The organism is Citrobacter sp. Cpo012, from assembly GCF_030333015.1.
In the GTDB taxonomy this organism is placed as follows: Bacteria; Pseudomonadota; Gammaproteobacteria; order Enterobacterales; family Enterobacteriaceae; genus Citrobacter; species Citrobacter portucalensis.
Genome location: NZ_JAOWGR010000041.1, coordinates 78504 through 100332, shown reverse-complemented (window position 1 = coordinate 100332; position 21829 = coordinate 78504). Strand labels below are relative to the sequence as shown.

At 54.1% G+C, this 21829-nt stretch carries 15 protein-coding genes and 1 pseudogene; 9 read left to right on the top strand and 7 right to left on the bottom strand.

Features of this window, described 5'->3' with window-relative positions; genetic code table 11:
* The first annotated feature begins 3 nt into the window (after positions 1-3).
* The 3 genes from glgC to glgP are packed head-to-tail and all read left to right on the top strand — an operon-like array spanning position 4 to position 5199.
* Complete coding sequence (gene glgC, locus OGX90_RS16675; RefSeq protein WP_003827621.1) at positions 4-1299, top strand: glucose-1-phosphate adenylyltransferase; 1296 nt, start codon at positions 4-6, stop codon at positions 1297-1299.
* A complete protein-coding gene (gene glgA / locus OGX90_RS16670) occupies positions 1299-2732 on the top strand; it encodes a glycogen synthase GlgA (protein ID WP_003827622.1) in 1434 nt (477 codons plus the stop codon). The genes glgC and glgA overlap by 1 nt, the downstream gene beginning before the upstream one ends.
* A gap of 19 nt (positions 2733-2751) precedes the next feature.
* Positions 2752-5199: a glycogen phosphorylase gene (gene glgP, locus OGX90_RS16665; RefSeq protein ID WP_258736591.1), complete on the top strand. Its 2448-nt coding sequence runs from the start codon at positions 2752-2754 to the stop codon at positions 5197-5199.
* Between the two features lie 90 nt (positions 5200-5289).
* Here glgP and glpD read toward each other — a convergent pair whose 3' ends face one another.
* Positions 5290-6798 (bottom strand): glycerol-3-phosphate dehydrogenase, encoded by a 1509-nt coding sequence (glpD, locus tag OGX90_RS16660; protein ID WP_008786343.1) that lies wholly within the window; start codon positions 6796-6798, stop codon positions 5290-5292.
* A gap of 198 nt (positions 6799-6996) precedes the next feature.
* On the opposite strand from glpD, the gene glpE reads away from it, so the two are divergent.
* From glpE to OGX90_RS16645, 3 genes are all read left to right on the top strand, one after another.
* On the top strand, positions 6997-7323 hold the full coding sequence (gene glpE / locus OGX90_RS16655; RefSeq protein ID WP_003827629.1) for a thiosulfate sulfurtransferase GlpE: 327 nt from the start codon (positions 6997-6999) through the stop codon (positions 7321-7323).
* Between the two features lie 75 nt (positions 7324-7398).
* Positions 7399-8232 (top strand): rhomboid family intramembrane serine protease GlpG, encoded by an 834-nt coding sequence (gene glpG / locus OGX90_RS16650; protein ID WP_032945236.1) that lies wholly within the window; start codon positions 7399-7401, stop codon positions 8230-8232.
* Positions 8233-8277: 45 nt separating this feature from the next.
* On the top strand, positions 8278-9036 hold the full coding sequence (locus OGX90_RS16645; RefSeq protein WP_003023499.1) for a DeoR/GlpR family transcriptional regulator: 759 nt from the start codon (positions 8278-8280) through the stop codon (positions 9034-9036).
* Positions 9037-9077: 41 nt separating this feature from the next.
* Here OGX90_RS16645 and malT read toward each other — a convergent pair whose 3' ends face one another.
* Positions 9078-11783, bottom strand: coding sequence for an HTH-type transcriptional regulator MalT (gene malT / locus OGX90_RS16640; RefSeq protein WP_003827634.1), 2706 nt, complete (start codon positions 11781-11783; stop codon positions 9078-9080).
* Positions 11784-12401: 618 nt separating this feature from the next.
* Between malT and malP the strand changes: the two genes are divergently transcribed.
* Positions 12402-14795, top strand: a complete 2394-nt coding sequence (malP, locus tag OGX90_RS16635; RefSeq protein WP_234691886.1) for a maltodextrin phosphorylase — start codon at positions 12402-12404, stop codon at positions 14793-14795.
* Positions 14796-14804: 9 nt separating this feature from the next.
* On the top strand, positions 14805-16892 hold the full coding sequence (malQ, locus tag OGX90_RS16630) for a 4-alpha-glucanotransferase (RefSeq protein ID WP_234691885.1): 2088 nt from the start codon (positions 14805-14807) through the stop codon (positions 16890-16892).
* Positions 16893-16979: 87 nt separating this feature from the next.
* Here the strand turns inward: malQ and gntT are convergent, their stop codons facing one another.
* The 3 genes from gntT to gntX form a co-directional block, all read right to left on the bottom strand.
* Complete coding sequence (gene gntT, locus OGX90_RS16625) at positions 16980-18296, bottom strand: gluconate transporter (RefSeq protein WP_003023507.1); 1317 nt, start codon at positions 18294-18296, stop codon at positions 16980-16982.
* 378 nt (positions 18297-18674) lie between these two features.
* The gene (nfuA, locus tag OGX90_RS16620) at positions 18675-19250 is read right to left on the bottom strand and encodes a Fe-S biogenesis protein NfuA (protein ID WP_003023509.1); all 576 of its coding nucleotides are present in this window, start codon (positions 19248-19250) and stop codon (positions 18675-18677) included.
* A 58-nt stretch (positions 19251-19308) separates the two neighbouring features.
* Positions 19309-19992: a DNA utilization protein GntX gene (gene gntX, locus OGX90_RS16615; protein ID WP_234691884.1), complete on the bottom strand. Its 684-nt coding sequence runs from the start codon at positions 19990-19992 to the stop codon at positions 19309-19311.
* A gap of 37 nt (positions 19993-20029) precedes the next feature.
* On the opposite strand from gntX, the gene bioH reads away from it, so the two are divergent.
* Positions 20030-20800, top strand: a complete 771-nt coding sequence (bioH, locus tag OGX90_RS16610) for a pimeloyl-ACP methyl ester esterase BioH (RefSeq protein WP_198802891.1) — start codon at positions 20030-20032, stop codon at positions 20798-20800.
* A gap of 44 nt (positions 20801-20844) precedes the next feature.
* Here the strand turns inward: bioH and OGX90_RS16605 are convergent.
* Both OGX90_RS16605 and feoC read right to left on the bottom strand, forming a co-directional pair.
* A pseudogene (locus OGX90_RS16605) lies at positions 20845-21348 on the bottom strand (Rpn family recombination-promoting nuclease/putative transposase); the annotation flags it as partial.
* A gap of 233 nt (positions 21349-21581) precedes the next feature.
* Complete coding sequence (feoC, locus tag OGX90_RS16600) at positions 21582-21818, bottom strand: [Fe-S]-dependent transcriptional repressor FeoC (RefSeq protein WP_003023516.1); 237 nt, start codon at positions 21816-21818, stop codon at positions 21582-21584.
* Positions 21819-21829 lie beyond the last annotated feature (11 nt).

Here is a 21829-nt window from a genome sequence, read left to right as displayed (position 1 = left end):
GTCATGGTGAGTTTAGAGAAGAACGATCGTGTAATGTTGGCGCGCCAGCTGCCATTAAAATCTGTTGCCCTGATCCTGGCCGGTGGCCGCGGTACCCGCTTAAAAGATTTAACCAACAAACGTGCCAAACCTGCTGTGCACTTTGGCGGTAAGTTCCGCATTATCGATTTTGCCTTATCCAACTGTATTAACTCCGGGATCCGCCGTATTGGCGTGATCACCCAGTACCAGTCCCACACGCTGGTGCAGCATATTCAGCGCGGCTGGTCGTTCTTTAGCGAAGAGATGAACGAGTTTGTCGATCTGCTGCCTGCCCAGCAGAGAATGCAGGGTGAAAACTGGTATCGCGGTACGGCGGATGCGGTGACCCAAAACCTGGACATCATTCGACGCTATAAAGCGGAATATGTGGTGATCCTCGCGGGCGATCATATCTACAAGCAGGACTACTCACGCATGCTGATCGACCACGTCGAGAAAGGCGCGCGTTGCACCGTGGCCTGTATGCCAGTGCCTATTGAAGAGGCCAGCGCGTTTGGCGTAATGGACGTGGACGACACCGATAAAATTATCGAGTTCGTTGAAAAACCCGCCAACCCGCCAGCCATGCCAGGCGACCCGACCAAATCTCTTGCCAGTATGGGGATCTACGTTTTCAACGCCGATTATCTGTATGAATTGCTGGCGGAAGATGACCTCGATGAAAACTCCAGTCACGATTTCGGTAAAGACATTATCCCGAAAATCACCGAAGCTGGCATGGCGTATGCACACCCATTCCCGTTGTCCTGCGTGCAGTCTGACCCGGAATCCGAGCCGTACTGGCGTGACGTGGGTACGCTGGAAGCCTACTGGAAGGCAAACCTCGATCTGGCTTCGGTGACGCCTGAACTGGACATGTACGACCAGGACTGGCCAATCCGTACGCACATGGAATCGCTGCCACCGGCGAAATTTGTTCAGGACCGTTCCGGCAGCCACGGAATGACGCTGAACTCGCTGGTTTCTGGCGGATGCATAATTTCAGGTTCGGTGGTGGTGCAGTCCGTTCTGTTCCCGCGAGTGCGGGTGAATTCATTCTGTAACATTGATTCGGCAGTGTTGTTACCTGAAGTGTGGGTGGGACGTTCGTGCCGCTTACGTCGTTGCATTATCGACCGCGCCTGCGTTATTCCCGAAGGCATGGTGATTGGTGAAAACGCGGAAGAAGATGCGCGTCGTTTCTACCGTTCAGAGGAAGGTATTGTGCTGGTCACGCGTGAAATGCTACGCAAACTGCAGATCAAACAGGAGCGATAATGCAGGTTTTACACGTTTGTTCAGAGATGTTCCCCCTGTTAAAAACCGGGGGACTGGCGGATGTTATTGGGGCGTTACCCGCAGCGCAAATAGCGGACGGCGTGGATGCCCGCGTGCTGCTCCCGGCGTTTCCTGATATTCGTCGCGGCATTCCCGATGCGCAGGTTGTAACGCGTCGGGATACCTTCGCCGGACGTATCACGCTGCTGTTCGGGCATTTCAACGGCGTGGGTATTTACCTGATTGACGCGCCGCATCTCTATGACCGCCCCGGTAGCCCGTATCACGACACTAACCTGTTTGCGTATACCGATAACGTGCAGCGTTTTGCATTGCTGGGCTGGGTTGGCTGTGAAATGGCCTGTGGCCTTGACCCATTCTGGCGCCCGGATGTGGTGCATGCACACGACTGGCATGCGGGTCTGGCTCCGGCGTATCTGGCGGCGCGCGGCCATCCGGCGAAATCGGTGTTCACCGTCCACAATCTGGCGTATCAAGGCATGTTTTATGCAAAGCATATGGATGACATCCAATTGCCATGGTCGTTCTTTAATGTGCACGGACTGGAGTTTAACGGGCAGATTTCGTTTCTGAAGGCAGGGTTGTACTACGCCGACCACATTACGGCGGTCAGTCCGACCTACGCGCGGGAAATTACCGAGCCGCAGTTTGCCTACGGGATGGAAGGTCTGTTGCAGCAGCGTCATCGTGAAGGCCGTCTTTCCGGCGTGCTGAACGGCGTTGATGAAAAAATCTGGAGCCCGGAAACCGATCTCCTGCTGGCATCGCGATATACGCGCGACACGCTGGAGGAGAAGGCAGAAAACAAACGTCAGCTTCAGATAGCGATGGGACTTAAGGTCAACGATAAAGTACCGCTGTTTGCCGTGGTGAGCCGTCTGACCAGTCAAAAAGGGCTGGATCTGGTGCTGGAAGCGCTGCCGGGGTTGTTAGAGCAGGGTGGACAGCTGGCATTGCTAGGCGCGGGCGATCCGGTATTACAGGAAGGATTCCTCGCCGCAGCGGCGGAACATCCAGGACAGGTGGGTGTGCAGATCGGCTATCACGAAGCCTTCTCGCACCGCATCATGGGTGGGGCCGATGTGATATTGGTTCCCAGCCGTTTTGAGCCGTGTGGCTTAACGCAGTTGTATGGACTGAAGTACGGCACGCTGCCGCTGGTGCGGCGCACCGGTGGGCTGGCTGATACAGTCTCTGACAGTTCGCTGGAAAACCTGGCGGACGGTATCGCCAGTGGGTTTGTATTTGAAGATAGTAATGCCTGGTCGCTGTTACGCGCGATCCGGCGTGCTTTCGTATTGTGGTCCCGGCCTTCGCTTTGGCGGTTTGTACAACGTCAGGCCATGACCATGGATTTTAGCTGGCAAGTCGCGGCGAAGTCATACCGTGAGCTTTACTATCGCTTGAAATAGATATCCAGGAATCACCTATATGAATGCTCCATTTACTTATGCATCGCCCACACTCAGCGTAGAGGCACTTAAGCATTCTATTGCCTATAAGCTGATGTTCACGATTGGTAAGGACCCGGTCATTGCCAATAAACATGAGTGGCTGAACGCCACGTTGTTCGCGGTGCGCGACCGTCTCGTGGAGCGCTGGCTGCGTTCTAACCGTGCGCAATTATCTCAGGAAACTCGTCAGGTCTATTACTTGTCTATGGAGTTTCTGATTGGCCGCACGCTTTCCAATGCACTGTTATCGCTGGGCATTTATGACGATGTCAAAAATGCGCTGGAAGGTATGGGGTTGGATCTTGAAGATCTGATCGACGAAGAAAACGACCCGGGTCTTGGCAATGGCGGTCTCGGGCGCCTGGCGGCCTGCTTCCTGGACTCTCTGGCAACGCTGGGATTGCCGGGACGCGGTTACGGTATTCGTTATGACTACGGTATGTTCAAGCAGAATATTGTTGATGGCCGCCAGAAAGAGTCGCCGGACTACTGGCTGGAATACGGTAACCCGTGGGAATTCAAACGCCACAACACGCGCTACAAAGTGCGTTTTGGCGGGCGTATTCAGCAGGAAGGTAAGAAAACGCGCTGGATAGAAACCGAAGAGATCCTCGCGGTCGCCTACGACCAGATTATCCCCGGCTACGACACCGACGCCACCAACACGCTGCGTCTGTGGAATGCCCAGGCCAGTAGCGAGATTAATCTCGGTAAATTTAACCAGGGCGACTACTTTGCGGCTGTGGAAGATAAAAACCACTCCGAGAACGTCTCCCGCGTACTGTACCCGGACGACTCCACCTATTCAGGACGCGAGCTGCGGTTGCGCCAGGAGTATTTCCTGGTCTCCTCTACGGTGCAGGACATCCTGAACCGTCATTACCAGCTGCACAAAACCTACGACAACCTGGCGGATAAAATCGCCATTCACCTCAACGACACCCATCCGGTGCTGTCGATCCCTGAGCTGATGCGACTGCTGATCGATGAGCATAAGTTCAGCTGGGATGATGCGTTTGAGGTCTGCTGTCAGGTCTTCTCGTATACCAACCACACTTTGATGAGCGAAGCGCTGGAGACCTGGCCCGTCGATATGCTGGGCAAAATTTTGCCGCGCCATCTGCAAATCATCTTTGAGATCAACGACTACTTCCTGAAGACGTTGCAGGAACAGTATCCGAACGATACCGCTCTGCTGGGGCGGACGTCGATTATCGATGAATCTAACGGCCGTCGTGTGCGTATGGCATGGCTGGCGGTGGTGGTGAGCCACAAGGTTAACGGCGTTTCCGAGCTGCACTCCAACCTGATGGTGCAGTCGCTGTTTGCTGATTTTGCGAAGATTTTCCCGACTCGTTTTTGCAACGTCACCAACGGCGTGACGCCGCGTCGCTGGCTGGCGCTGGCCAACCCATCGCTTTCCAATGTGCTGGATGAGAACATTGGCCGTACCTGGCGCACCGATCTCAGCCAGCTCAGTGAGCTTGAACAGCACTGCGATTACCCACTGGTAAATCAGGCGGTGCGCCGCGCGAAGCTGGAGAACAAAAAGCGTCTGGCCACGCTCATTGCCCAGCAGCTGAACGTGGTGGTGAACCCGAAATCGCTGTTTGATGTGCAGATCAAGCGTATTCACGAATACAAACGCCAGTTGATGAACGTGCTGCATGTGATCACCCGCTACAATCGCATTAAGGCCGATCCTGATGCTGAGTGGGTACCGCGTGTGAATATCTTCGCCGGTAAAGCGGCTTCGGCTTATTACATGGCGAAACACATCATTCACCTGATCAACGACGTCGCCAAAGTGATCAACAACGATCCGCAAATTGGCGACAAGCTGAAAGTGGTGTTTATCCCCAACTACAGCGTCAGCCTGGCGCAGGTGATTATTCCTGCCGCCGACCTTTCTGAACAGATTTCTCTGGCCGGGACCGAAGCCTCCGGTACCAGTAATATGAAATTTGCTCTTAACGGTGCGCTGACCATCGGGACGCTGGACGGTGCCAACGTTGAGATGCTGGAGCATGTGGGCGCAGAAAATATCTTTATCTTTGGTAATACGGCGGAAGAGGTCGAGGCTTTACGCAGCCAGGGCTACAAGCCGCGTGAGTATTACGAGAAAGACGAAGAGCTGCACCAGGTGCTGACGCAGATCGGCAGCGGCGTATTCAGCCCTGAGGAGCCGGGACGCTATCGCGACCTGGTGGATTCGCTGATTAACTTTGGCGACCACTATCAGGTTCTGGCGGATTATCGCAGCTACGTTGATTGCCAGGATAAGGTTGATGAACTGTATCGTCACCCGGAAGAGTGGACCACCAAGTCGATGATTAATATTGCCAACATGGGGTACTTCTCGTCGGACAGGACGATCAAAGAGTACGCCGAAAACATCTGGCATATTGATTCGGTGCGGTTGTAACACACGATGCCGGGGGCGCTTCGCTTGCCCGGCCTACGTTTATGCACTCTTGTAGGCCGGATAAGGCGCTAGCCGCATCCGGCATTTTTATCAGGACGCCAGCGACAGCTGGTGTTTTTCAATGTACTCCGCCAGCCACTGGGTCATACGCGACTGCTGCTCAGCGTTCAGCCACATACCTTCTTTCGTGCGACGCCACAACGCATCTTCCGCACGACGAACCCATTCATGATCGACCAGATATTTCAGTTCGGCCTCATAAAACTCATGGCCAAAGTCTTCACCTAACTCGGCAAGCGAGGTGGCTTCGCCGATAACCCATTCGGTGTTGCTGCCGTAGGTGCGAGAATAATGGCGTGCCAGCGACTCGGTCAGGAACGGGTAGCGGCGGCGCAGTTTGGCCGCGTAATCTTCGCGATCGCCGCCAATGTCACCGCCAGGCAGAATGCACTCTTTCGTCCATGCCGGACCAATTCCCTGATAGTACGATGCCAGTTTTTCCATCGCGTGCTCAGCAAGCTTACGATAGGTGGTCAGCTTACCGCCAAAGACCGACAGCAACGGCGCTTTGCCGTTTTCGTCGTGGATATCCAGCGTGTAATCACGGGTGATCGCCTGCGGTGAGTCAGACTCGTCATCGCACAGCGGACGCACGCCTGAGTAAGTCCAGACGATATCATCACGGCCCAGTTGCTTCTTAAAGTGCGCGTTGTAGACCTTCAGCAGGTAATTGATTTCGCTTTCATCAATTTTCACTGCTTTCGGATCGCCTTTGTATTCAACGTCTGTCGTACCGATGATCGAGAATTCGTCCATCCATGGGATAACAAACACAATACGCTTATCTTCGTTTTGCAGAATATAAGCTTGCTTCTGGGTATGTACGCGCGGCACTACGATGTGGCTGCCTTTAATCAGGCGAATGCCGTACGGTGATGGCAGGTGCATACCGTCGTCGAAGAACTCTTTCACCCACGGACCGGTGGCGTTGACCAGGCCACGCGCCTGCCAGGTGTATTTTTTGCCGGTATCGATATCTTCAGCTTCAACAATCCACAAACCGTTTTCACGGCGAGCAGAAGTGGCGCGAGTGCGGGTTAATACTTCTCCGCCTTTGCGTACGACCATTTGGGCGTTTGCCAAAACCAGTCGCGCATCGTCTACCCAGCAGTCGGAATATTCGAAACCGCGCACAATCTCAGGTTTCATTACGGAATCTGCGCCAAAACGCAAACCGGTAGAACTTGGCAAACTGGTGCGTTTGCCCAGATGATCGTACATAAACAAACCAATGCGGATCATCCACGCCGGACGCAGATGCGGGCGGTGGGGCAGACGAAAACGCATCGGGAAGGCGATATGCGGTGCCATTTTCAACAGCACTTCACGTTCGGCCAGCGCTTCGCTTACCAGACGAAATTCGTAGTGTTCCAGGTAGCGCAGGCCACCGTGGATGAGTTTGGAGCTAGCGGAAGAGGTGGCGCAGGCTAAATCCTGCGCTTCCAGCATCAGCACGGATAAACCGCGTCCAGCGGCATCTGCCGCGATACCGGCACCGTTGATGCCTCCACCTATCACAATCAGATCTTTGGTTTCCATGCTGGCCTCTCGCACTTTCGTTATAGCTCATTAATGTTCGTTATCGAGCATAATAGCAAAGAATCGCGCCATTGGTAACATCGGATAAACAATTTACAGTGATACATATAACATTATGGCGTTTAACTGCCGTCGGGACGTACACTAAGCAGTAACATGTCCGAAAAGCATCACCTGCCATATAAAGAAGAGAGAGCAATGGATCAGTTTGAATGTATTAATGTCGAAGAAGCGCATCAGAAGCTGCATCAGGGGAGCGCGGTGTTGGTGGATATCCGTGATCCGCAAAGCTATGCCATGGGTCATGCCCCGCAGGCGTTTCATCTGACGAACGACACGCTGGGGTCATTTATGCGCGAGCATGATTTCGACACCGCTGTGTTGGTGATGTGTTATCACGGCAACAGCAGTAAAGGCGCGGCGCAATATCTTCTTCAGCAGGGCTATGACGCGGTTTACAGCGTTGATGGCGGCTTCGACGCCTGGCATCGACATTTTCCGGCAGAAGTGGCATACGGTTCGTAAGCTAACAAAGATGCAGCCTGAAACGGGCAGGATATATATACTGTCCTCTTTTGTGTGGAATAAGCGACAGCAACCATGTTGATGATTACCTCTTTTGCTAACCCCCGCGTGGCGCAGGCATTTGTTGATTATATGGCGACACAGGGCGTTATCCTGACGATTCAACAACATCAGCAAACGGATGTCTGGCTGGCGGATGAGTCCCAAGCCGAGCGCGTGCATGCTGAACTGGCGCGATTTCTGGAGAATCCGGGCGATCCGCGCTACCTCGCGGCAAGCTGGCAGTCGGGTCAGACCGACAGCGGTCTGCACTACCAGCGTTATCCGTTCCTGGCCACATTGCGCGAACGCGCAGGCCCGGTAACCTGGTTGGTGATGGCCGCGTGTGTGCTGGTGTTTATCGCGATGAACGTGCTGGGCGACCAGGCGGTGATGCTTTGGCTGGCATGGCCGTTTGACCCTTCGCTGAAATTTGAATTCTGGCGTTATTTCACCCACGCTTTTATGCACTTCTCGCTGATGCATATTCTGTTCAACCTGTTGTGGTGGTGGTATCTCGGCGGTGCGGTTGAAAAGCGTCTGGGCAGTGGAAAACTGATTGTAATTACCGTGATCAGCGCCCTGTTGAGCGGCTATGTTCAGCAGAAATTTAGCGGCCCGTGGTTTGGTGGACTGTCTGGCGTGGTATATGCGCTGATGGGCTACGTGTGGTTGCGCGGCGAGCGCGATCCGCAAAGCGGTATTTTCCTGCAGCGTGGTTTGATTATCTTTGCTTTGATCTGGATTGTTGCCGGCTGGTTTGATCTATTCGGCATGTCGATGGCGAATGGCGCTCATATCGCCGGATTGGCCGTGGGTCTGGCAATGGCGTTTGCCGATACGATGAATGTGCGGAAACGAACTTTGTAGGCCGGATAAGCGTTAGCGCATCCGGCAAAATTTCAGGGAACACTAATGAAGCAAACACAACGACATGACGCGATCATCGAGCTGGTAAAAAAACAGGGATACGTCAGTACTGAAGAGCTGGTGGAGCATTTCTCCGTCAGCCCGCAGACGATTCGCCGCGATCTTAACGATCTGGCCGATCAGAACATGATTTTGCGCCATCACGGCGGCGCGGCGCTGCCATCCAGCTCGGTCAACACCCCGTGGCATGACCGTAAAGCGACGCAGACGGCGGAAAAAGAGCGCATTGCCCGCAAAGTTGCCACGCAAATCCCGAACGGCTCAACGCTGTTTATTGATATCGGAACCACGCCGGAAGCGGTGGCTCACGCGCTGCTTAATCACAGCAATTTACGCATTGTGACCAACAACCTCAATGTGGCGAACACGCTGATGGCGAAAGAGGATTTCCGCATAATCCTCGCCGGTGGTGAACTGCGTAGCCGCGATGGCGGTATTATGGGCGAAGCGACCCTCGACTTTATTTCTCAGTTCCGTCTGGACTTCGGCATCTTAGGGATCAGCGGCATCGACAGCGACGGTTCTCTGCTGGAGTTTGATTATCACGAGGTTCGCACCAAGCGCGCGATCATTGAGAATTCACGGCATGTGATGCTGGTGGTGGACCACTCGAAGTTTGGGCGTAACGCGATGGTGAATATGGGCAGCATCAGCATGGTGGATGCGGTGTATACCGACACGCTGCCGCCTGCTGGTGTGATGCAGGTGATTGCTGACCATCATATCCAGTTAGAGCTGTGCTAAGGTAATTCCAGGCCTGATAAGCGTTGCGTATCAGGCATTAACTAAACGCCGTACCCCATCATCTTCAGCAGCTTCTGCGCATGTTGCACCGCATCCTGGCGATGTGCGACGCCGAGCTTTTGGTACAAATTGCGGATGTGCGTCTTGATGGTCGTTGCCGCGACGGCCAGCTCTCCGGCGATCTGTTCGTTGCTGTAGCCCGAATAAATCAGTCCCAGAACCTGCCATTCGCGCTGGGTCAGCGGGCTGGTGCGGATAAGCTCCGGCACTTCCGGGTGAGTAAGCAGACGCTCAACGAATCCTTCATCGAAGTGGGCAAATTTATGGCGGTGGTGCTGGTTAATCTCACGCAAAATGCGCTGGGCGCGGTGCTGATCGAGTTCCGGTAAGGTATTGAGCTGAATCAGCTGACGCAGTTGTTGCGCCATGGCCTCGCCTTCGATAACAAAGTGGCTGATAAACCCGGTACGGTTCGCCAGCTGTAGGGCGTCGAGTAACACACGCTGGGCGTCATTTTTGCGCCCTGCCTGCCAGTAGAGCTGATTAAGCAGCAACAGGTTGCGGTTCAGATCGCTCATCAGGCGCAGGTTGCGCGCATTTTCATTCAACTCTTCCAGCACAATCTCAGCCGGTTCAAACTCGCCGAGCAGGATTTGTGCACGAGCGATGTTGCGCCACTGGCTTTGCAGGAAGTGGTTATTGGCGAATTCTGGTTTCGGCGTGTGGCGCAGCCAGTTGGCGGCCGAGTTTTTGTCGCCCACCATTTGCCAGTAAATCACCCGCACCTTATCGGCGTTGGAGATCCAGTCGCTGTGATAGTGACCGTTACCCAGCAGGTTTTCCAGGCGGTTGAGCAGGCTGCGAGCGTTATCGAGATCGCCCCGTGCCAGTGAACACTGAACCAGCAACGCCAGACACTGTAGCTGTTGCTGCGGCTGGAAAGTGGAAAGCAGTTCAATACCGCTACGGGCAGAGGCTTCTGATTCGTCCAGACGCGCCCATGCCCACAGTAGTTGTGCGCGAATACGTACCAGGAATTCGTGCATCGGCAGCTGTTCCAGGTGCTGCTCTTTGATCAGCTGGAATGCTTTTTCCTGAGTTTCCCAGGCGGCCTGTAAAAAGCCCTGGGCAAACAAAATTTCGCTTTGCTGGATAAGACTCCACAGCGCGTAATGCCAGACGTCATGATGACGCGCCATTTGCTCGGTTTGCTGCATTAACGCCAGAGAGCGCGTGAGATCGCCCTTACAGTGTAGGACTTCGCCGTGCACCGAGGTGGCGACGATCCGGCTATAGAACCAGGCGATGGGCAACTCATCCAGCGCCAGTTTCGCCAGGCGTTCGGCTTCGTCAGGGTTGCCGTCGTTAATCGCTACCTGCGCCCGTAAAGCGTTGAATTCGGCGTGCAGTGTCGGCTCCATGTCGCCTTTCATTTCCTGCTCTGCGCGCGCCAGCAAGGTGTTAACCTCTCCGTAGCGGTGCTGGCTTTGCATCAGCCAGGCTTGCAGCAGAACCAGACGCGGATTTTCCAGCAGGCTTTCCCACGGCAGGGCTTTCAGCGACTCTTCCAGTAACGTCAGCTCGCTATGGTTAAACAGTCCCCACGCATGATTAAGCAGGATATCGCGTAGCATATGGGCGTCGCCGGCCGCCAGCGCGTGGTGGATAGCTTCGCTGGGGAAGCCTTGCGCCATCCAGCTTTCAGCTGCGGCGCGGTGTATTTCGGGCAGTTCGTTCGCCAGCTCCCATTGGCAGCGCTGGCGTAAAAAGCTACCAAACAGCGGGTGATAACTGAACCACTCGCCAACGTCATCCATCCGTTGCAGGAATAACCCCTGGCGCTCAATTTCTTCCAGCCGCATCTGGCCGTTTTCTTCCCCGGTAACGCGGACGATCAGCGCATCGTTCATGGAACGCAGAATGGCGCTTTTCAGCAGGAAGTGACGGGTGCCGAGGTCGACGCTGTCCAGCACTTCATCAACCAGATAATCGGACAAATGGCTGGCGTTGATCCCCGCGAGGCGTCGTGCTGACTGGTGCGCGGAATGATTGTTCTGGCGGGCGGAAAGGGCGATCAGTTGTAATGCTGTGGCCCAGCCAGCAACGTCATCGCACATTCGGCTGCTTTCAGCCGCTTCGATGGGGGAGGACAAACGTCGGTCGAAAAATTGTTTGGCTTCCTGATGGTTAAAGGCCAGCTGTTGGCTGCCTATCTCCAGCAGTTGATCGCGTACCCGCAGGTTGGCAATACCCAACTGCGGCAGGTTGCGCGACAGCACGACCAGCGTGAGGTTCTCAGGCTGATGACGCAGGAAGAAACGCATTGCTTCGTGAATGGCCGGATTAGAGATCAGATGATAATCATCTACTACCAGGTAGAGCGGGCGGTGCCACTCGGCCAGTTCGATAAATAGTTGGGCAAACAGTGACGTCAGGCTGGCGTATTGGCGCTTTTGCACCATCGCTTCGCTGGTGGTGCAGTGCCCGCCTGTTGCTTGTTGGATAGCGGCGATCAGATAACTGGCAAAGCGCTCTTGCTGATTATCGCCCTCATCCAGAGAATACCAGCCTAAATCATTTTTCCCTGCCGCCCATTGTGAAACCAGCGTCGTTTTTCCATAACCAGCAGGACTTGTTATCAGGGCAAGCCTGAAATTGTTCGCGCCGGAAAGTTTAGCCAACAGGCGCTCACGAACCACCGTATGGTCGAGTCGAACCGGACGACTTAATTTAGACGGAATCAACATAAGTTAGTCACTTCACTGTGTGAAAATAGGGAAGAATGATTTTTTTTGCGCTTCGTAATTAATAGATATAAGGTCGGCCAGATTGGTGTTTTATGCAAGCTAAGCGGACTTTTTGTGTGTCTGATTTTGCACTATGTCACAAATCTATACATCTATTGCAATAAATGCTTTAAAGAGTCGCAACAGGCGTGGCGACTGGATCCGTCGTTATTTTAACTGTGTTGAAAAATCCCTCTCTTTTTATATGGTTACTCAAATAGCTAATGAATATCACCGAATTTTGTGGCCGACTTAAAAGTTTTATGTGAACTATCTTATCCGGCACAGATATTTCAGGTTAGAAACTATTTCCCTATTTACACATTGTTTCTCATCGTCATATTGCTATTTGATATTGTCGATTAATCCTTTGTTACTAATGCGTCATCCGAAGAGCGTTATGCGGGGTTTGCGCGAATTTACGGGCAATTACCTCCCCTTTAAGTGGTGGTGATCACACTTTTATGCTCATCCCCGCTCCTCCTCCCTCCCTAATCCGTGCCAGGATGAGGAATGTCAACAACGAGCCAGGCAAACTAGCGATAACGTTGTTTTATTACCTAAGGATCTGGAACCCCTATGTCACAGCCTACTTTCAACAAAGATCAATTTCAGGCTGCCCTGACGCGTCAGTGGCAGCGCTTCGGTTTACTGTCGGCTCAAGAAATGACGTCGCGCCAGTGGTGGCAGGCAGTGAGTGGGGCGTTGGCTGAGTTACTCAGCGCCCAGCCTGCGGCGAAACCGGCAAAAAATCAGCGTCACGTTAACTACATCTCGATGGAGTTTTTGATTGGTCGCCTGACCGGCAACAATTTACTCAACCTCGGCTGGTATCAGGCGGTGAGCGATGAGCTGAAAGCGCATGACGTCAACCTGACTGATCTGCTGGAAGAAGAGATCGATCCGGCGTTGGGTAACGGTGGATTGGGACGCCTTGCGGCCTGCTTCCTTGATTCGATGGCGACAGTCGGCCAGTCGGCGACGGGCTATGGCCTCAACTACCAGTACGGCCTGTTCCGTCAGTCGTTTGCCGATGGCCAACAAATGGAAGCCCCGGATGACTGGCATCGTGGCAGCTACCCGTGGTTCCGTCACAACGAGGCGCTGGATGTGCAGGTTGGGATTGGCGGCAAGGTCACCAAAGAAGGGCACTGGGAGCCAGGGTTTACTATCACCGGCCAGGCCTGGGATCTGCCGGTTCTCGGTTACCGTAACGGCGTAGCGCAACCGCTGCGTCTGTGGCAGGCCAGCCATGCGCACCCGTTTAACCTGACCAAATTTAATGACGGCGATTTCCTGCGCGCAGAACAGCAGGGCATCGACGCTGAAAAACTGACGAAAGTGCTGTACCCGAACGATAACCACACCGCGGGTAAAAAGCTGCGCCTGATGCAGCAGTACTTCCAGTGCGCATGCTCCGTAGCCGACATTCTGCGCCGCCATCATCTGGCAGGGCGTAAGCTGCACGAACTGGCTGATTACGAAGTCATTCAACTTAACGATACTCACCCGACTATCGCGATCCCTGAACTGCTGCGCGTGCTGATTGATGAGCACCAGATGAGCTGGGACGATGCGTGGGCGATTACCAGCAAGACCTTCGCTTACACCAACCACACCCTGATGCCGGAAGCGTTAGAGTGCTGGGATGAGAAACTGGTGAAAGCACTCCTGCCGCGCCACATGCAAATCATCAAAGAGATTAACGACCACTTTAAGACGTTGGTTGATAAAACCTGGCCGGGTGATGCTGAAGTCTGGGCGAAGCTTGCAGTGGTGCACAATAAACAGGTGCGTATGGCCAACATGTGTGTGGTCAGCGGTTTTGCGGTCAACGGCGTGGCGGCGCTGCACTCCGATCTGGTGGTGAAAGATCTGTTCCCGGAATATCACCAGCTCTGGCCGAACAAATTCCATAACGTCACTAACGGGATTACTCCGCGTCGCTGGATTAAGCAATGCAACCCGGCGCTTGCCGCACTGCTGGATAAATCGCTGAAAAAAGAGTGGGCTAACGACCTCGACCAGCTGATTAACCTGGAAAAATACGCGGACGATGCGAAGTTCCGTCAGCAGTATCGTGACATCAAGCTGGCGAACAAAGAGCGTCTGGTGAAGTTTATTAAAGCGCGTACCGGTATTGAAATAACGACTAACGCTATCTTTGATATTCAGATTAAACGTCTTCATGAGTACAAGCGCCAGCACCTGAATCTGCTGCATATTCTGGCGTTGTACAAAGAAATCCGTGAGAACCCGCAGGCAGATCGCGTGCCGCGCGTATTTCTGTTTGGCGCAAAGGCTGCTCCGGGTTACTACCTGGCGAAAAATATCATCTTCGCCATCAACCAGGTTGCACAAACCATCAATAACGACCCGAAAGTCGGTGACAAGCTGAAGGTTGTCTTCCTGCCGGATTATTGTGTCTCGGCGGCGGAAATGCTGATCCCGGCGGCGGATATCTCTGAGCAGATTTCAACCGCAGGGAAAGAGGCTTCCGGCACCGGTAACATGAAGCTGGCGCTGAACGGTGCGTTAACCGTAGGTACGCTGGATGGTGCAAACGTCGAAATCGCCGAGAAGGTGGGTGACGAGAATATCTTTATCTTTGGTCATACCGTGGAAGAGGTGAAGGCGCTCAAAGCCAAAGGCTACGACCCGGTGAAATGGCGTAAAAAAGACAAAGTGCTGGATGCTGTCCTGAAAGAGCTGGAAAGCGGGAAATACAGCGATGGCGACAAGCATGCCTTTGACCAGATGCTGCACAGTATCGGCAAGCAGGGCGGCGACCCGTATCTGGTGATGGCGGACTTCGCGGCCTACGTTGAAGCTCAGAAGCAGGTTGACGTGTTGTATCGTGACCAGGACGCCTGGACCCGGGCGGCGATTCTGAATACCGCGCGTTGCGGCATGTTCAGCTCGGATCGCTCCATCCGCGATTATCAGGCTCGTATCTGGCAGGCGAAACGTTAAGGAATCGCGATGGAAAGCAAACGTCTGGATAATGCCGCGCTGGCGGCGGGGATCAGCCCCAATTACATTAATGCCCACGGTAAACCGCAGTCTATTGGCGCCGAAACCAAACGGCGTTTGCTTGACGCCATGCATCGCACCACCGCTGCCACTCAGGTGGCGGTAACCCCGGTGCCGAATGTCATGGTCTATACCGCTGGCAAGAAAATGCCGCTGGCGGTTGAGGGAAGCGGAGAGTTTAACTGGCTGCTGACCACCGAAGAGGGCGTGCAGCACAAAGGGCATGCCGTCGGCGGTAAATCTTTTAACCTTCCGGCGAAGCTGCCGGAGGGGTATCACACGTTGACCCTGACCCAGGGCGAGCTGCGTTCCCATTGTCGTATCATCGTGGCACCAAAGCGCTGCTATGAACCGCAGGCGTTGTTAGCCGGGCAGAAGCTGTGGGGCGCATGTGTACAGCTCTACACCCTGCGATCGGAAAATAACTGGGGGATTGGCGACTTCGGCGATCTCCGCACCATGCTGGTGGATGTGGCGCAACGCGGCGGCGCGTTTATCGGGCTTAATCCGATTCACGCGCTGTATCCGGCGAATCCGGAGAGTGCCAGCCCGTATAGTCCGTCGTCACGTCGTTGGCTGAACGTTATTTATATTGATGTTAACGCAGTCGATGATTTCCACCTGAGTAAAGAGGCACAGGCCTGGTGGCAGAAACCTGCGACGCAGCAAGCTTTGCAACGCGCGCGCGATGCCGAGTGGGTTGATTATTCTGCCGTTACCGCACTGAAGATGACGGCGCTACGTATGGCGTGGAAAAGCTTCTCTGCGCGTGATGATGAGCAGATGGCGGCATTTCGCCAGTTTGTGGCTCAGGAAGGGGATAGCCTCTACTGGCAGGCGGCCTTTGATGCGCTGCATGCGCATCAGGTGAAAGAGGACGCATTGCGCTGGGGCTGGCCGGTGTGGCCAGAAGTTTTCCAGTCAGTGGACTCGCCAGAGGTAAAACGCTTCTGCGAAGAACATCGTGATGACGTAGATTTCTACCTGTGGTTGCAGTGGCTGGCGTATACCCAGTTTGCTGACTGCTGGAAAACCAGCCAGGGCTTTGCAATGCCGATAGGGCTGTATCGCGACCTGGCCGTTGGCGTGGCCGAAGGCGGGGCGGAAACCTGGTGTGACCGCGAGTTGTATTGCCTGAAAGCTTCAGTTGGCGCGCCGCCGGATATTCTCGGTCCGCTTGGGCAAAACTGGGGACTGCCGCCGATGGATCCGCACATCATCACGGCACGCGCCTACGAACCGTTTATCGAACTGCTGCGCGCCAATATGCAGAATTGCGGCGCGTTGCGTATCGACCATGTCATGTCGATGCTGCGTCTGTGGTGGATCCCTTACGGTGAAACTGCCGATCACGGTGCCTACGTGCATTATCCGGTCGATGATTTGCTTTCAATTCTGGCGCTGGAAAGTAAACGTCACCACTGCATGGTGATTGGTGAAGATCTGGGTACCGTGCCGGTGGAGATCGTCAGCAAGCTGCGTGACAGTGGCGTCTACTCCTACAAAGTGCTTTATTTTGAGAATGACCATGAGAAAAACTTCCGTGCGCCGAAAGCGTACCCGGAACAATCAATGGCAGTCGCGGCGACGCATGACCTTCCTACGCTTAAAGGTTATTGGGATAGCGGCGATCTGACGCTAGGTAAAGCACTGGGCCTGTATCCGGATGAAGTCGTGCTGCGCGGGTTGTATCAGGACCGGGAACTGGCGAAACAAGGGCTGCTGGACGCGCTGCACAAATACGGCTGCCTGCCAAAACGTGCCGGTCACAAGGCGTCCCTGATGTCGATGACGCCGATTCTGAATCGCGGCATGCAACGCTACATCGCTGACAGCAACAGTGCGCTACTGGGCCTGCAACCGGAAGACTGGCTGGATATGGCTGAGCCGGTCAACATTCCGGGGACCAGCGACCAGTACAAAAACTGGCGGCGTAAGCTCACCGCCACGCTGGAGCAGATGTTTGCCGATGAGGGCGTGAATAAGCTGATTAAGGATTTGGATAAGCGGCGAAAAGCGGCCGCGAAGAAGAAGTAAGAAAGCCGGGGATTTCCCCGGCTTTTTTATGGTGATGGCTCGTAGCACGTAGGCCTGATAAGCGTAGCGCCATCAGGCTCAGTTTTATCAGACCACCATACCCAGCAGCAGACACCCTACCAGACCGCAGACGGAGATAATGGTTTCCAACATTGACCATGACTTGATGGTTTCACCGATGGTCAGGTTGAAGTACTCCTTGAACAGCCAGAACCCAGGATCGTTCACGTGGGAGAAGATGACGGAACCGGAACCAACCGCAATAACCATCAGCTCAGGGCTTACGCCGGTCGTTGCAATCAGCGGTGCCACAATCCCACCTGCAGTAATCGCTGCAACGGTTGCGGAACCCAGTGCGATACGCAGTACTGCAGCGATAGACCATGCCATCAGCAGCGGAGAAACGTTAGAGCCGTGCATCATTGAAGCGATGTATTTGTCTACGCCGCTATCAACCAGAACCTGTTTGAAGGCACCGCCACCACCGATGATCAACAGCATCATCGCGATGATTTTGATTGAGGACACCAGCGTGTCGTTAATCTGATCCATCGAACGTCCGCGGTTCAGACCAAAAGTGAACATCGCAATCAGCACCGCAATCAGCGTTGCCATGACCGGGTCACCGAGGAATTCAGCAACCGTCAGGAAAGCATGACCTTTCGGCAGAATCATCTCCGCCACGGCGCGCATTGCCATCAGGATAACCGGGACCAGAGAGGTCCAGACGCTGACGCCAAAGCCTGGCATCTCTTCTTCAGTGAAGGTTTTTGCGCTGTACAGACCTTCCGGGATTGGCTTATCGATGCCTTTCAGGAAACGCGCGTATACCGGACCGGCGAGAATAACGGTCGGGATTGCCAGAATCGTACCAAACAGCAGAGTTTTACCCATATCTGCGTGGAAAATGGTGGCAATAGCGGTTGGACCCGGGTGCGGTGGCAGGAAGCCGTGAGTAACGGACAGCGCAGCCGCCATCGGCACACCAACGTACAGCAGCGGGATGTTAGCAGCGGCAGCAATGGTGAATACCAGCGGCAGCATCAGCACGAAGCCGACTTCGTAGAACAGGGCAAAACCGACGGTGAAGCCGGTTAATACCACCGCCCACTGAATGTGTTTTTTGCCGAATTTAGCAATCAGCGTGGTTGCGATGCGCTGTGCGCCGCCGCAGTCCGCCAGCATTTTGCCCAGCATGGCGCCAAAACCCATAATCAGGGCGAGGCTGCCAAGGGTTCCGCCGACGCCGGCTTTAATCGAACCGATGACTTTATCCAGTGGCATCCCTTGCATCAATCCGACAGCAAGCGCCACCAGGACGAGAGCGATGAAGCCGTTCATTTTGAAACGGATCATCAGGAGGAGTAACAAGATTACACCGATAGCAACGATGACTAATGGCATGATTTACCTGGCCTTTACTTTGTTATGGGTAACGTCAGTGTTTAGATGACAAATTCCGATTGTCCCGACCGGGAACAGAGTATTCTCAGCACCAATGCTGGTTGCCTTCAAAACTAATCAGTTTAACTGGCTATTATGTGTGTGTTAGGTGCTGACACGAATGATACGGGTAACATGCTACGCTTGAAAATCACCTGGACAGGCAAAATTTAAAATATGAGAAGCTGGTCAAATTATGCGGGGGATTGTTGCAGGATAAATGCGAAGAAATGTTGGGGTGTAAGCCGGAGACCGCGATTACGCTACCACCCGGCATTAATGCCCGATAGCGACGCGGGGCGTCTTATCGGGCCTACGGATACTCTACAGGTTCGGGCGTTAGTAGTAAGAGTGCTCGCCGCGCTGGTGTTCGGTTAAATCGCGAACGCCTTTCAGTTCAGGGAATTCAGCCAGCAGCTGCTTCTCGATACCTTCTTTCAGCGTTACATCTACCATTGAACAGCCGTTACAGCCGCCGCCAAACTGCAGAATGGCGTAGCCTTCATCGGTGATTTCCATCAGAGAGACACGACCACCGTGGCCAGCCAACTGCGGGTTGATCTGCGATTGCAGCATGTACTCCACGCGTTCCATCAGCGGCGCATCATCGGCAACTTTACGCATTTTGGCGTTTGGTGCTTTCAGGGTCAGCTGGGAGCCTAACTGGTCGGTAACGAAATCGATTTCTGCATCTTCCAGATACGGTGCGCTCAGTTCATCAACATATGCGGTCAGCAGGTCAAATTTAATGGCGGTGTCGGTTGCTTCCACGGCGTCCGGCGGACAATAAGAAACGCCGCATTCAGCGTTAGGCGTGCCGGGATTAATCACAAATACGCGGATTTGTGTCCCTTCTTCCTGATTTGCCAGCAGTTTGGCAAAGTGCGCTTGTGCAGCATCGGAAATATGGATCATAGTAATGGCCTAATAGTTGACTATTTTACTTGGTTATAATACGCCCATCATCGAGGCTCTACAAGGTTCGACACAGGCACCATACCTGGACAGTCGCCGCGCCGTTGCGTAAAAGCAGCTGCGCGATTTCCGCGACGGTACTTCCGGTAGTGACGACATCATCCACAATAACCATATGGAGTCCCTGCACCGGCAATTCAAGGCGAAAGGCATTTTTCAGGTTACGTTTACGTAATCGGGCGCTGAGATGGTGCTGTGTGGCGGTTGCCCGAACCCGCGAGATGGTCCGGCTGTCCCAGTCGCAACCCAGCCAGCGTGCCAGCGGACGGCACAGTAAATCGCTCTGATTAAACCCCCTGCGCCAGTGTCGGCGTTGCCAGAGCGGGACGCTGACCAGCCTGTCCGGTAGAAGAAGGCCGCTGGCGCGCCGGGCCTGTAGTACCTCCAGCAACAGCAAACGTGAAAGAGCTGAGGCTGTTTCGCTGCATCTTGAAAACTTGAGCTGGTGGATAAGCCCGCTCAACGGCGGAACATAGTCGCTGACGGTAACCAGCCGCTGCCACGGCGGCGGTTTTTGCAGGCAGCGCCCACAGGGAATGACGGTATGAGCGGCAGGTAGTCCACATTGAGGGCACAGGCTGGCGTGTTGACGCGTTGCCCGCGTACAGACTGAGCAGATCCCCCAATGCCCTAACGTCAGGGGCATTCGGCATAGCCAGCACAATCCCGGTACTGTTAGCATAGATGCATCCTTTCAGGCTAAAAGAGAACAATAACTGATGAATGACATCTGGTGGCAGACCCAGGGTTCGGGAAATTGCCATCTTGTGCTGCTGCACGGATGGGGACTGAATGCGCAAGTGTGGCATTGCATAAGCGAGGAACTGAGCTCGCATTTTACGCTGCATCTTGTCGACTTACCGGGATTTGGTCGTAGCCAGGGTTTCGGTGCAATGTCACTGGAAGAGATGGCTGAGCGGGTATTGAAACAGGCACCGGAGAAAGCTATCTGGCTCGGCTGGAGTCTGGGCGGGCTGGTCGCGAGTCAGGTGGCGTTAACGCATCCTGAGCGTGTTCAGGCGCTGGTGACCGTCGCGTCTTCTCCTTGCTTTAGCGCGCGGGATGAGTGGCCGGGAATCAAGCCAGAGGTGCTGGCAGGCTTCCAGCAGCAGCTGAGCGAAGATTTCCAGCGTACGGTGGAGCGTTTTCTGGCATTGCAAACGATGGGCACAGAAACTGCGCGTCAGGATGCGCGAGCGCTGAAGAAAACGGTACTGGCTTTACCCATGCCGGACGTCGAGGTGCTCAATGGTGGACTGGAGATCCTGAAAACGGTCGATCTGCGAGAACCGCTGTGCGCGGTGGAAATGCCTTTCCTGCGGTTGTACGGCTATCTTGACGGGCTGGTGCCGCGCAAAGTCGTCCCAATGCTGGATGCACTGTGGCCGCAGAGCGAGTCTTTGGTGTTTGCCAAAGCGGCGCATGCGCCGTTTATCTCGCATCCCGACGAATTCTGTGCAGCGCTTGTGGCGTTAAAACAGAAACTATAAATTTGATGTGTTGCCCGGTGGTGCCATGCTCGCCGGGCCTGAGATTAATGGCTGCGCGTAGCCAGATCCTCAGCGGTCAGGCCAGTAATTCTGAAGATGGTTAGTGGGTCTATACCATCAGCCTGCATGGTTGATGCAATACGTAATGCTTCCTCTCGTTTGCCTTGTTGCAGACCCGTTTGTAACCCTTCTTGCAACCCTTTCCTATGGCCTTCCTGAAGACCATTTAGGTGCCCTTCCTGTCGTAATCTTTCGGCGATAGTCATCAACTTGTCCTTATGTTGGGGTAAACGCTCGGCGACTTCATGAAGAAACTCGCCAAAATGTGTGGTGTTACTGGCCTGCATTAAATAATTAAACAAGGCTTTCAACTGGTTGTCATTAGCGTGTCCTTTAACAAGCAGGATGGCCAGTTTTTCTACCAGCCCCATCAAATCGCGTTTACGAATATGCTTTTGGATGAGCTCCAACAGCGCCATCCGGCGATGCTGCATAATCTTGTCATCGGGCACAACGGTGATATCGATCAGTGGAAACGCGGTGCTATACCTGAGAAAAAAGATGACGAGACTCTACTTCCCAGGTTACCAGTAATCATCCACGGATTAATAATGATGCGTGGCTAGCTGGAAGATAGATCTTTTTTGCTGAAGTAATGAAATCTGTGTGGAATCCATTACGCAAAAAAGCCGGATATCAGCGTAAACGCGCTATCCGGCCGGGACGTTTGCATCATTTGTAGGCCGGATAAGCGTAGCGCCATCCGGCAAAGAGCATCTGATTAGCGTAAAGCCCACCACTCGCGCAGGCAGGCTTTACCTTCTGGGCAACTTTTGCAGCTTCCGGAAAGACACCCGTCGGCATCTTCCTGAATCCGCACCGCTTTGCCCATCTTTTCTAACTGATTCAGCATGGCGTCAATCATGGGCTGCGGGGTATGCAGCGTGTGGCTAATTTGTGTAGCCTCCATGCGCCCCCGCAAAGCCAGTAAATCACGAACCTGAATAAGCGATGCCATTGTCGATAACC